This window comes from Bacillus sp. FSL L8-0152 (genome assembly GCF_038006365.1).
In the GTDB taxonomy this organism is placed as follows: domain Bacteria; phylum Bacillota; class Bacilli; order Bacillales; family Bacillaceae_G; genus Bacillus_A; species Bacillus_A cereus.
Genome location: NZ_JBBOVB010000001.1, coordinates 1580420 through 1592053, shown reverse-complemented (window position 1 = coordinate 1592053; position 11634 = coordinate 1580420). Strand labels below are relative to the sequence as shown.

Here is an 11634-nt window from a genome sequence, read left to right as displayed (position 1 = left end):
ACCTCAATTTCTTACCTTTCAAACAACAATAATTTATATAATGTTACTATACCACGTTTTATCTCATCTTAATGAAAAGATGCACAAAAAAGCTATCTCCGCAATGGAGATAGCCTTTCTACTTATAATATCGTACCCGCTTTTTCAGCACCTAACATTTCAATAATTTGATTATTATCGTCTAGTACTGCAATTTTGGGTTCTTGTTTATGAACCTCTTCTTCCGTAACTAGCCCATAACAAATAATAATTACTTTGTCCCCTGGTTGTACAAGCCTTGCCGCAGCACCGTTTAAACAAACAACACCACTACCGCGTTCCCCTTTAATAACGTATGTCTCTAAACGAGCACCATTATTATTATTTACAATTTGGACTTTTTCGTTTTCTACAATATTTACTGCATCCATTAAATCTTCATCAATTGTAATACTACCTACATAATTTAAATTTGCCTCCGTTACAGTTGCACGATGTAACTTTGCTCTCATCATTGTGCGAAACATAGGTGCTCCCCCTTATTTAACCGTTAATGTTATATTGTCAATTAATCTTACATTTTCAAACTTAACTGCAATAGCTAAAATGATTCGTCCTTCGACTTTCTCTACCATTGTTAATGACGGATATGCATATAAATCCGCATAATCTACAGTGCCTTTCGTATGCGTCTCAATATACTCTTTCACAAGATTTGTAATGATTTCCGGATTACGTTCACCTACCTCAATTCTTTCTTTCGCTATACATAGGCTGCGGTATAAATGAAGAGCCTCTTCACGTTCATCTTGTGATAGGTACACGTTACGAGAACTTTTCGCTAATCCATCTTCTTCCCTTACAATATCAACTGGTACGATTGTAACCGGAATATTGAAATCAGTTACAAATCCTTCAATTACTGCAACTTGTTGAGCATCTTTCATACCGAAATAAGCACGCGTTGGCAGCGTAATATTAAATAGTTTCATTAGTACAGTTGCAACACCAGCAAAATGACCAGGTCTTTGTTGACCGCATAATACGTTCGTGCGCTTCACAACTTCTACTGTTGTTGTTTGTTCTGCTGGATACATTTCTTCTACACTCGGATAAAATAAATAATCTACACCGTTTTCTTTTGCTACATTTTCATCTCTATTAATATCACGAGGATATCGATCTAAATCTTCATTTGGGCCAAATTGCAGCGGGTTTACAAATACACTTAAAACTACAATTTCATTTTCTTCTCTTGCCTTACGTAATAAGGTAGCATGCCCTTCATGTAAATAACCCATCGTTGGAACAAAACCAATACTCTTTCCACTTGCACGAAGTTCGTTTGTAATTTGCTGCATCTCTTGCACTGTAGTTACGATTTTCATTATTGTTTTCCTCCGTATAACGCTAAGCATTCTTCCTCTTTCATTGTGAACGAATGTTTTTCTTCAGGAAATTGCCTTGTCTTTACTTCAGTAACATATTGTGAAATCCCACGCACAATCTCCTCTTGAACAGATGTATATTGCTTTACAAATTTCGGCACACGATTCACGCCGTATGAGATAAGATCATGATAAACAAGCACTTGCCCATCTACTTTTTGTCCTGCACCAATCCCAATTGTCGGTATTGTTAGTTGCTCTGAAATAAGTTCTGCTAACTGCATTGGTACACATTCTAACACAAGCGCTATTGCACCAGCTTCTTCACATTTCTTTGCATCTTCTATTAATTTCTTTGCACTCTCCGCATCTTTTCCTTGCACTTTATATCCACCCAACACTCCTACAGATTGAGGGGTTAAACCTAAATGCGCTACAACAGGAATTCCTGCGTTCGTCAAATATTGAATCGTTGATATAACTTCTCCAGCACCTTCTACCTTCAGTGCATGCGCCCCGCTCTCTTGAACGATGCGGCGTGCATTCACCATCGTTTCTTGTAATGATACGTGATACGACATAAATGGCATATCAGTTACAATAAACGTCTCTTTCGCTCCGCGGCGTACAGCTTTCGTATGATGAATCATATCCTCTACTGTTACAGGTACTGTTGAATCGTATCCGAGTACAACCATTCCAAGAGAATCTCCAACTAAAATCATATCAACTTCAGCTTCTTCTGCTAATTTAGCAGATGGATAATCATACGCCGTTAGCATTGTAATCGGCTCACCTTGCTCTTTCATCTTCAAAAAATCTGTTTTTGTTTTCAAAAACTACTCCTCCTTTATGCAGGAGAGAGGAGATGGCCGCAATCATATAAAAAACCCCTCTGGCCATAAAAGGGCAGAAGGGTTGTGTGTTAGTCGGCATTATTCATCCCTCTGTCCCAGTCCGTTATTGGATCAAGGCAGAATCCAAGTTATTATTTTTCGTATTACTTCGAATCATGGTGCAGTTCGCTCTGATACTGCCCACATTCGAACTAATTATAGCAAACTACAAAAGGGAATTACTACATTTTTTTGAAAAAATAATTTTTTATTCTTATTACGGTATATGAAATTTAATAAGAGAGTATATATGCTAGAAAGTGAAACTTTAATCAGCCCGATCCCCACCTAACTTCTTTGCTTCCGCTGAATTTTGAGGTGGAGGTCTTATTGCCCAGTAAATAGCGGGATAAAGTTTTTATAGATAATTCAATCCTGAAAAGATACATGTTTTTTCAACGCATGTTAAAAAATTCCAAGTTAATTTCTTCTGTAATCAATTTAACTGTATAGTATAACTCTTAAACTAATGATGCAGGTTAATTGAGGAAAAGTACTTAACAAAGGAGAATTGCAGATGTCTATGAACAGGTGGTTATTTCGATTCAGCAGTTTGCTTGTAATGATTGTATGGTGGATGTCTTTAGGATCCTTTCATGTATTTGCCTCAGTTAATGTCGTAACACAACCCACCGATGTAATGAACGTGATTGAGGTTGAACTAAATGATGATTACTTTAATCCAAATGTCATCACGATTCCGCTTGAAGGATCAACAACATTACTATTGAAAAATAAAGGTAAAAACGAGCACACCTTTACAGTGAAAAAACTCGGCATTGACGTCGTAGTTGAGTCAGGAAAAGAAAAGAATATTACCGTGAAACCTAAAAATACTGGTACATATGAATTAATTTGTCGATACCATCTCCTTAAAGGAATGGAAGGCAAAGTAATCGTCAAATAACACGCCAGGCCAACTAGACGGAAGATATCTTGAAATGAACTTTAAATATGAAAAGGATTTATTATCATGTTACAAATTTAACTCAAAAATATTGAAATAAAAAGAAGTTCCAAAAGAGGAACTTCTTTTACTTAATTTCGATATCTGCAGAATGAATATGATGTACTTTCCCCTCATGATCCTCCAGAAGTAATACACCATCCTCTGTGATTCCTTTTGCTAACCCCGTAATCGTCTCTCTCATCGTTCGAGCGGTAATTTCTTTCCCGATGCTCACAGCGTAACTTTCCCAAAGAATTTTAATGACAGAGAAACCATTTTGTAAATACTCTTCATATAATTTTTCTAGTTGTAAATAGATTTGTTGCATAAGTTCTGCACGAACAATCGGCTTACCTGATTCAATCGCTAATGAAGTAGCAATGTGCTGAATTTCTTCATCAAAATGTTCTTGCTTTTGATTCGCATTAATACCGATGCCCATAATGACAGCATTAATTTTATCAGGATCCGCTTGCATTTCTGTTAATATACCTACAGCCTTTTTACCTTGAATTAAAATGTCATTTGGCCATTTTATTCCCACGTCTACACCTGTACATTTTTCAATTGCCTGTGCAACACTAACAGCCGCTAACAAAGTAAGTTGCGGTGCATGATGAACTGGAATCGATGGGCGTAAAATAATACTCATCCAAATTCCTGTTCCTTTTGGTGAATGCCATTTTCTGCTTAAACGACCTCTTCCCGCTGTTTGTTCTTCTGCTACAACGATAGTTCCTTCTTCTGCACCTTCATAAGCAAGTTTTGCTGCAATGTGCTGCGTTGATTCAACAGTTTCTTCAAAATACACTGTTCTACCAATTCGCTTCGTTTGTAGCCCTAACTGAATTTCATTAGCAGTCACTTTGTCTGGCTTACTTGCAATTCGGTAACCTAATCGGCGCACAGCTTCAAGTTCATATCCCTCACTCCGGAGATCTTCCATATGTTTCCACACAGCAGTTCTTGAACAACCAAGTTTATCACTAATCGTTTGGCCGGATACAAACTCGCCATCCGCTTCAGAAAAAACTTGTAATAACTGCTTTCTTATAGTAGATTGCATCCTTGCAGCCACTCCCTTATACGCTCTTTCTCATTAACTACGTTTCCTTTTACAATTGCTTCCTCGATTTTCTGAAGCATGTCAGCAACCCACGGACCAGGCTTTTTGTTTGCCCAGTTTAATAAATCATTACCAGTCACATTCATTTCTTGACGACCCTGGATTGGCAATGCATGAAACATTGATTGTACTCGTTTAACAGATGTAGGATCATAGCTTTCAATCATCGCTTCATATACTCTCTCTGCCATTTCAGCGATATAAATTCCCGTTTTATAAAGAAGGACTGTATCCCAATCCTTCTCCTTTCTAGTACGGATTGCCAATAAAACTGCAACAATATCTTTTATTTTTTTATTCGAAAACTTCCATTGACGTAGAAAGACAGATGGATGTTCTTCTCCGATACAATATAAGAAAAATGCCCACGCCTCAATATCCGTTTCGAAAGAATCCCATTTATACTGCGTAGCTTTTAACAGTCTCTCTTCTGACATTTGTAAATATGGCAAATGAGAAAATAGCTTCGTCTCTACTAATTCTTTGAGACCTTTCACACAATATGTACCAGTTAACAATTTCTCAAACTCTACTGTAATGCGCTCAATTGCTATATGTTCTAGCAAATGTCCATACGTTTCAATCGCTTGCTTCGTTTTCGTTTCTAATGAAAAACCTAACGCGCTTACAAACCGTATACCACGCATCATTCGCAGGGCATCTTCTTGAAAACGATCCGCAGCATTTCCAACTGTCACAATTTCTCTCTGTTGAATGGCTTCCTGTCCAGCAAATAAATCAACCATTTCGCCTTCTTCTGTCATAGCAATTGCATTCATCGTGAAATCACGACGTTTTAAATCCTCTTCTAATGAACGAACAAATTGAACACTACTAGGTCTTCGAAAATCTTCATATTCGCTTTCTGTTCGAAAAGTAGTTACCTCATAAGGCTCACCATTTTCTAAAACAATTACAGTTCCATGCTCAAGACCAACAGGAACATTTCTTGGGAATATAGCCATCACTTCTTCTGGTAAAGCAGATGTCGCAATATCAATATCTCCAATCGGCCTATCGATAATAAGATCTCGTACGCTCCCACCAACAAAGTAAGCCTCATGTCCTTGTTGTTTTAATGTCTCAATAATAGAACTAGCTTTTTTAAATCTTTCCATTTTTGTCATCCCTTAGTACGTCATAGTAAATCGTTTCATATTGTGAAACAATTTTTTCTGAGCGAAATTGCTCATAAACACTTTCTCTTGCTCGTTCTCCCATATTACGGTGAAGTTCCTCGTCCTTTAATAGCTGAGTAGCTTGATTTGCCACTCCTGTTGTATCGCCAACTTCACATAAATATCCTGTTTCCCCGTGTTGAATAACCTCTGGAATACCTCCAACCCGTGTTCCGATACAAGGTACACCACACGCCATTGCTTCTAATAAAACAAGACCAAAACTTTCCTTCTCTGATAGAAGCAACATTAAATCACTCATCGCAAGTAGTTCTGCAACATTATCTTGCTTCCCTAGGAATAAAACACGATCTTCAATATGTAAATTCTTCACTATCTGTAAAATCGTACAGAATTCTGGTCCGTCTCCAACAAGAAGCAACTTCGCATCTACTTCTTTAACAATTTTAGCAAATGCCTCAACAACATCCTGCACACGTTTCACTTTACGGAAATTCGAAATATGAATAAGTACTTTTTCACTCTCACTTATACCGTATTCTTTCTTTAATTGAGACATATTACGTTTGAAATATACACGTTCGTCTATAAAGTTATATACCGTTTGAATTTCTTTACTTGGTTTTACAAGCTCATGCGTTTCGTTAATTAATGAATGCGAGACAGCAGTAACAACATCCGATTGCTCAATACCAAAACGAATTAAATTATTTAACGAAGGGTCGGAACCTAACACAGTAATATCTGTTCCATGCAAGGTTGTAACAATTTTAATACGCTCTCCGATCATTTGTTTTGCTAAATATGCACAAATTGCATGTGGTATTGCGTAATGCACATGTAAAATGTCTAAGTTTTCTCTTTGTGCAACCTCTGCCATTTTACTTGCTAACGCTAAATCGTATGGTGGATATTGAAATACAGAGTACTGGCTTACCGTCACTTCATGAAAATATATGTTTGGATATACTTTATTTAACCGGAATGGTAAACCCGATGTAATAAAGTGAATTTCATGCCCGCGTTCCGCCAATTGCTTTCCTAATTCTGTTCCAACAACTCCAGAACCACCTACAGAAGGATAACATGTAATACCTATTTTTAATTTCATTTACATCCCCCTAATAAATCAGCATGTAATAAAACCGGTTTCTTACTCATAAATCCCTCGGCATACAAGACTCCAACTTCTTTTCCAAACATCTTCTCACGAGCAATCACAGTTTCAACGTATCCTTCTGTTAACGGTGTCTTAACACCATCACTTCCTGTTGAAAATTGACTTTCATATGCTTCTAATGCTTCCACCTTTATAGAGAGGTACTCACTTATATCTATACAAAAATTCGGTTTATGAAAACCATTAATCATATAATTATAAAAAGACTCCACACGATGTGGTGAAAGTTCCGGCATATATTTACGGATTCCTGCTGAAAAAATAGCCTCTTCCACAAGCTTTGCACAATTTGCATGATCTGGATGACGATCTTCATAGTATGGCGCAAAAACTAGTTTTGGTTTATATGTACGGATCACCTTGACAATTTCACGTATATACTCTTCTTTCATATACAAACCACGGTCTGGCATCGCTAAATTCAGCCTCGTTTTTACTCCCATTATACGAGCTGCGACCTCTGCTTCTTCTTTTCTCAACTCTATCGTTCCATTGGAAGAAAGATCAGCTTCTGTTAAATCACAAATACCTACTTCATACCCTTGCTTTGTATATTTAGCGATGGTACCAGCCATGCCGATTTCAACATCATCGGCATGAGCACCAAACGCTAATATATGTAATCCACTCATAATTGTTCCCCTCATTTTCTTAACTTACGATAATCTAAATCTCCTCGCTCTAATGCGTGCATCAACATTTCAGCACTTGCCATATTCGTTGCAAGTGGAATCGCATATACATCACATAAACGAAGCAATGCATTCACATCAGGTTCATGCGGCTGTGCTGTTAATGGATCGCGGAAGAAAATCACCATATCTAAATCGTTTTTTGCAATCATTGCACCAATTTCTTGATCTCCACCAAGAGGGCCAGATTGATATCTTGTTACAACTAATCCAGTCGCTTCCATAATACGAAGCCCTGTCGTTCCTGTTGCAAATAATTCATGTTGCTCAAAAATTGGTTTATATGCGTATGCAAACGAAACCATATCATTTTTCTTTTTGTCATGTGCGATTAAGGCAATTTTCATCCGTTGTCTCCCCTTTAGTCGATAATATTTTCTAAACCGTACACAAGATGATCAAGGTTCATTACTGTCTCGATTGATAGTTTTACACCTGACATAAATGATGCACGATTGAATGAATCATGACGAACTGTTAACATTTGTCCATCTCCACCAAACATTACTTCTTGGTGTGCAATAAGCCCTGGTAAACGTACACTATGAATGTGAATACCGTCTACATTTGCACCACGTGCACCTGCTAGTTGCTCTACTTCATTTGGATGACCTTGCTGCTTTGATTCACGATTTTGACGAATTAATTCTACCGTTTTTACAGCTGTACCAGATGGTGCGTCTAATTTTTGATCATGATGTAATTCAATTACCTCAACATCTTGGAAATATTTCGCTGCCATTTGTGAGAATTTCATCATAAGAACTGCACCAATTGCAAAGTTTGGAGCAATAATTGTTCCTACTGCTTTTTCTTTTGCATTCTCTGTTAAACGTGCCAATTCTTCTTCTGTAAATCCAGTTGTACCAATAACAGAACGAAGTCCACGCTCAACTGCAAGTGTAACGTGTTGTTTCCCAACTTCTGGTGTTGTTAAATCTAACAACACATCTGCTTCTACTTCATCTAAACAAGTATGTAAATCAGCGTAAATCGGTGCATGTAATGCTGGCATGCCAGGTAAATCAGAAATCTTCTCACCACCATGCTTATAATCCACTGCTGCTACTAAATTAAAATGTTCCGTTCTTTCCATAAGAAGGACTGCTTCATGTCCCATACGTCCTCTTGGTCCGGCGATAATTACTTTAATTTCTTTCATTATTCTTTCTCTCCCTCATCAATACGTGTCCAGCGATCTTTATCACGTGTATTAAATTTATTCATTACAATGTTATGTGCTGTCTCTAAATCAATATTTAAACTATTTGCCATACAAATCATAACAAATAATACATCTCCAAGCTCTTCTTCAATACTTCTTTCTTTTTCAGTTGTTTTCTTCGGTTTCTCACCATAATAATGATTTACCTCTCTCGCAAGCTCTCCCATTTCTTCCGTTAAACGAGCCATCATTGCAAGCGGACTGAAATAACCTTCTTTAAACTGACCAATATATGCATCTACTTCTTTCTGCATATCTTTCATCGTTTTTGCTTCCATACTATTCACCTCTAATCCTTCCTCTTTCATGTTAGCCAATTCATCGCGATTTGACAAATATTATTCCCCGCCAAACACCTATTTGCGACCCTTTTTTGGATAGACTATAATAAAGTGAAACTTTCTTTTGCGCTTTTTGCAAAAGATTAGTTGAACCAATCGGGTTCCTACGGCTGGTTCGCCTTTCTTCAGAGCTTTATCTCCTACCAGCCGTTGGAACGGGGTAAAGTGAAACTTTCTTTTGCGCTTTTTGCAAAAGATTAGCCCATACTAATCGAGTTCTTACTATTTTCACTAGCAACTAGAAATTACTTATTATTATGTTTTACCGTTTCAGCGGAGCAATGTAATCATTACATAATTAGGGGGATTTCTATATGACATCAAAATTGAAGATGCGAAATATTATTTTTATTTTAATCGGTTCCGCTATATTTTCTTTCGGTATTGTCAATATCAATATTGAAAACCACCTTGCAGAAGGTGGGTTTACTGGTATTACACTATTATTGTATTTTTTATTTAAGTTTGATCCTTCCTACTCAAACTTAATTTTAAATATCCCTATATTTTTTATTGGTTGGAGGTTACTTGGCAGAACGACATTTTTATATACATTAATCGGCACATTTAGCGTATCTTTATTTCTATGGATTTTCCAGCGTTACGAAGTGCTCAACTTACATTTAAACTTGCAAAATGATATGACACTCGCAGCTTTATTCGCCGGAGCATTTATCGGTATCGGCCTTGGGATAATATTTAAATATGGCGGGACTACTGGCGGTGTAGATATTATCGCACGACTAGCTCACAAATATGTTGGCTGGAGTATGGGTAAAACGATGTTTATGTTCGATGCTGTCGTTATCGTCGTCTCTATTCTTACCTATTTATCATACCGCGAGGGTATGTATACGTTAGTTGCTGTTTTTATCGGGGCTAAAGTCATTGATTTTATGCAAGAAGGAGCCTATGCCGCCAAAGGAGCGACTATTATCTCAGAGAAAAACGATGAAATTGCTGCTAAGATTTTATCTGAGATGGAGCGCGGAGCAACCTTTTTAAAAGCTGTTGGATCGTATACAAAAGTGGAACGGAACGTATTGTATTGCGTTGTTGCTAAAAATGAAATCGTGAAATTAAAAAATATTATTACTTCTGTAGATCCTCATGCATTTGTTGCAGTAAGTGACGTACATGATGTAGTTGGTGAAGGATTTACGTTAGATGAAAATAAAAACCCTTTACATAATTAAATGTAACTAGAAAAGCGCCTTAGCTTTTCTAGTTTTTTATTACAAGTCTTTTAAGCTTCTCCAAATCCTCATAAATAAGCTCCAATAAACTCCGATTATAAAAAATGGAAGCTGGATGAAAAGTTGGAAAAACATGATATTCATTCTCTGACCATGTAAACTCTGCACTTTGCATATCCTTTAATTTTTGAATGGGCTGTTTTAATAATTGCCCGTGTACATCTGTGATTTTTTTATTTTTTCCTGTTAAACGTTGAAGACCAATATTTCCAAGTGTGACGATAAGCCTCGGATCTATTTTCTCTAATTCATAATCTAACAAAGGCGCATGGGCAACTATTTCTCCTTGATTTGGCGTTCTATTATACTTTTTTTGTATGCTTTCACCATTTCGTTCTTTTTTCTCTCGCCATTTATAAGGTCTACTCCGAACAGCGCTCGTAATATATACTTCTTCCCTCGTAACGTGAATACGCTCTAAAAAACCCATTAATTGTTTTCCCGACCTCCCGCTAAACGGAATCCCATTATGAATTTCTGTTTCACCAGGCGCTTCTCCTAACAACATAAATTTGGGATTTTCAGGACCTTGTCCACTTAAAAAACCTTCTAGTTGATAAGGAGCACTACGCTCTTTCACTTGTTTTACTAAATGGTCTGGATATTTCATTTCCCCCACCGCCTTTCCGCATTACTTCTATTATTTCTATTTGTAATACATTATATAATTCAATCCACACAACAAAAAAAGACTATCAAAATTGATAGTCTTTAGTCGTCGCTACGCTGCATACCAGTATACATTAATACGAGACGTAATAATTCAAATACCGCTACAGCTGCAGCTGCTACATATGTTAATGCTGCTGCATTTAATACTTTACGAGCTTGGCCATATTCATCTGTTGATACGATACCTAACGCTTCAATTTGTTGCATTGCACGCTTTGAAGCATCGAACTCAACTGGTAATGTAACAAGTTGGAACACAACACCTGCAGCCATTAAAATAATTCCTAATAACAATAGTTTCGACATTGTCGCAAATATACCAATCATAATAAATACCCATGATATATTCGATCCAAAATTCGCCACAGGAACTAACGAATGACGAATACGCATAAAGTTATAATCTTGCGCATCTTGAATTGCGTGTCCTACTTCATGTGCTGCCACTGCTGTACCAGCAACTGAATGTCCATAATAGTTATCTGTTGATAATCGAACCGTCTTGGCCGTTGGATCATAATGGTCTGATAAATGACCTGGTGTTTCTTCCACAGCTACATTGTATAATCCATTTTCATCTAAAATTTTTCGAGCCACTTCCGCTCCTGTCATACCTGATGTTGAATAAACTTGTGAATACTTGCTATAGGCACTTCGTACTCTTGACTGTGCATACAACGGTATGATCATTATGATCGCGAAGTAAATTAAATAAAACATCATGAACCTCCATTGAAGTTTTAATTATAGTACTTCTCATTCTATTTTCTTCTGCCACTATTGTCAATGAA

Annotated in this window: 14 protein-coding genes; 2 read left to right on the top strand and 12 right to left on the bottom strand. The window is 37.0% G+C overall.

The genetic code is table 11. The annotated features are described in order from the left end of the window. Nucleotides 1-122: 122 nt before the first annotated feature. The 3 genes from panD to panB are packed head-to-tail and all read right to left on the bottom strand — an operon-like array spanning nt 123 to nt 2203. A complete protein-coding gene (gene panD, locus MHH27_RS08165; protein WP_000490186.1) occupies nt 123-506 on the bottom strand; it encodes an aspartate 1-decarboxylase in 384 nt (127 codons plus the stop codon). A gap of 12 nt (nt 507-518) precedes the next feature. After that, the gene (panC, locus tag MHH27_RS08160) at nt 519-1367 is read right to left on the bottom strand and encodes a pantoate--beta-alanine ligase (protein ID WP_075716821.1); all 849 of its coding nucleotides are present in this window, start codon (nt 1365-1367) and stop codon (nt 519-521) included. Next, a complete protein-coding gene (gene panB, locus MHH27_RS08155) occupies nt 1367-2203 on the bottom strand; it encodes a 3-methyl-2-oxobutanoate hydroxymethyltransferase (protein WP_000851108.1) in 837 nt (278 codons plus the stop codon). The genes panC and panB overlap by 1 nt, the downstream gene beginning before the upstream one ends. Nucleotides 2204-2780: 577 nt before the next feature. On the opposite strand from panB, the gene MHH27_RS08150 reads away from it, so the two are divergent. Beyond that, entirely contained in the window at nt 2781-3170 is a 390-nt protein-coding gene (locus tag MHH27_RS08150) for a cupredoxin domain-containing protein (RefSeq protein ID WP_075716822.1), read from the top strand. Between the two features lie 127 nt (nt 3171-3297). Here MHH27_RS08150 and MHH27_RS08145 read toward each other — a convergent pair whose 3' ends face one another. Genes MHH27_RS08145 through MHH27_RS08115 form a run of 7 tightly spaced genes read right to left on the bottom strand, consistent with a single transcriptional unit; the run spans nt 3298 to nt 8852 of the window. Next, entirely contained in the window at nt 3298-4278 is a 981-nt protein-coding gene (locus MHH27_RS08145) for a biotin--[acetyl-CoA-carboxylase] ligase (protein WP_001192056.1), read from the bottom strand. Beyond that, the gene (locus MHH27_RS08140; protein WP_000439311.1) at nt 4263-5456 is read right to left on the bottom strand and encodes a CCA tRNA nucleotidyltransferase; all 1194 of its coding nucleotides are present in this window, start codon (nt 5454-5456) and stop codon (nt 4263-4265) included. The genes MHH27_RS08145 and MHH27_RS08140 overlap by 16 nt, the downstream gene beginning before the upstream one ends. Then, a complete protein-coding gene (gene bshA, locus MHH27_RS08135; RefSeq protein WP_000768317.1) occupies nt 5443-6588 on the bottom strand; it encodes an N-acetyl-alpha-D-glucosaminyl L-malate synthase BshA in 1146 nt (381 codons plus the stop codon). Before bshA ends, MHH27_RS08140 begins: the two co-directional genes overlap by 14 nt. Continuing rightward, the gene (bshB1, locus tag MHH27_RS08130) at nt 6585-7289 is read right to left on the bottom strand and encodes a bacillithiol biosynthesis deacetylase BshB1 (RefSeq protein ID WP_000015660.1); all 705 of its coding nucleotides are present in this window, start codon (nt 7287-7289) and stop codon (nt 6585-6587) included. The genes bshA and bshB1 overlap by 4 nt, the downstream gene beginning before the upstream one ends. A gap of 11 nt (nt 7290-7300) precedes the next feature. Continuing rightward, nucleotides 7301-7696, bottom strand: coding sequence for a methylglyoxal synthase (gene mgsA, locus MHH27_RS08125; protein WP_000684765.1), 396 nt, complete (start codon nt 7694-7696; stop codon nt 7301-7303). Nucleotides 7697-7710: 14 nt separating this feature from the next. Continuing rightward, nucleotides 7711-8511 (bottom strand): dihydrodipicolinate reductase, encoded by an 801-nt coding sequence (gene dapB, locus MHH27_RS08120; RefSeq protein ID WP_000658810.1) that lies wholly within the window; start codon nt 8509-8511, stop codon nt 7711-7713. Continuing rightward, on the bottom strand, nt 8511-8852 hold the full coding sequence (locus MHH27_RS08115) for a nucleotide pyrophosphohydrolase (RefSeq protein ID WP_002108639.1): 342 nt from the start codon (nt 8850-8852) through the stop codon (nt 8511-8513). Before MHH27_RS08115 ends, dapB begins: the two co-directional genes overlap by 1 nt. Before the next feature lie 377 nt (nt 8853-9229). Here MHH27_RS08115 and MHH27_RS08110 point away from each other — a divergent pair, with 377 nt between their 5' ends. Next, nucleotides 9230-10111 (top strand): YitT family protein, encoded by an 882-nt coding sequence (locus tag MHH27_RS08110; protein ID WP_000202121.1) that lies wholly within the window; start codon nt 9230-9232, stop codon nt 10109-10111. Between the two features lie 28 nt (nt 10112-10139). Here the strand turns inward: MHH27_RS08110 and MHH27_RS08105 are convergent, their stop codons facing one another. Continuing rightward, nucleotides 10140-10781, bottom strand: a complete 642-nt coding sequence (locus tag MHH27_RS08105) for a uracil-DNA glycosylase (RefSeq protein ID WP_075716826.1) — start codon at nt 10779-10781, stop codon at nt 10140-10142. Nucleotides 10782-10882: 101 nt separating this feature from the next. Further along, complete coding sequence (locus MHH27_RS08100; RefSeq protein WP_011109966.1) at nt 10883-11566, bottom strand: zinc metallopeptidase; 684 nt, start codon at nt 11564-11566, stop codon at nt 10883-10885. Nucleotides 11567-11634: the final 68 nt, after the last annotated feature.

What these genes read in the sequence shown, in the direction of transcription:
- panD (WP_000490186.1), bottom strand. Translation starts at nt 506, where the DNA reads ATGTTTCGCACAATGATGAGAGCAAAGTTACATCGTGCAACTGTAACG.
- panC (WP_075716821.1), bottom strand. Translation starts at nt 1,367, where the DNA reads ATGAAAATCGTAACTACAGTGCAAGAGATGCAGCAAATTACAAACGAA.
- MHH27_RS08150 (WP_075716822.1), top strand. Translation starts at nt 2,781, where the DNA reads ATGTCTATGAACAGGTGGTTATTTCGATTCAGCAGTTTGCTTGTAATG.
- MHH27_RS08145 (WP_001192056.1), bottom strand. Translation starts at nt 4,278, where the DNA reads ATGCAATCTACTATAAGAAAGCAGTTATTACAAGTTTTTTCTGAAGCG.
- MHH27_RS08140 (WP_000439311.1), bottom strand. Translation starts at nt 5,456, where the DNA reads ATGGAAAGATTTAAAAAAGCTAGTTCTATTATTGAGACATTAAAACAA.
- bshA (WP_000768317.1), bottom strand. Translation starts at nt 6,588, where the DNA reads ATGAAATTAAAAATAGGTATTACATGTTATCCTTCTGTAGGTGGTTCT.
- bshB1 (WP_000015660.1), bottom strand. Translation starts at nt 7,289, where the DNA reads ATGAGTGGATTACATATATTAGCGTTTGGTGCTCATGCCGATGATGTT.
- mgsA (WP_000684765.1), bottom strand. Translation starts at nt 7,696, where the DNA reads ATGAAAATTGCCTTAATCGCACATGACAAAAAGAAAAATGATATGGTT.
- dapB (WP_000658810.1), bottom strand. Translation starts at nt 8,511, where the DNA reads ATGAAAGAAATTAAAGTAATTATCGCCGGACCAAGAGGACGTATGGGA.
- MHH27_RS08115 (WP_002108639.1), bottom strand. Translation starts at nt 8,852, where the DNA reads ATGGAAGCAAAAACGATGAAAGATATGCAGAAAGAAGTAGATGCATAT.
- MHH27_RS08110 (WP_000202121.1), top strand. Translation starts at nt 9,230, where the DNA reads ATGACATCAAAATTGAAGATGCGAAATATTATTTTTATTTTAATCGGT.
- MHH27_RS08105 (WP_075716826.1), bottom strand. Translation starts at nt 10,781, where the DNA reads ATGAAATATCCAGACCATTTAGTAAAACAAGTGAAAGAGCGTAGTGCT.
- MHH27_RS08100 (WP_011109966.1), bottom strand. Translation starts at nt 11,566, where the DNA reads ATGATGTTTTATTTAATTTACTTCGCGATCATAATGATCATACCGTTG.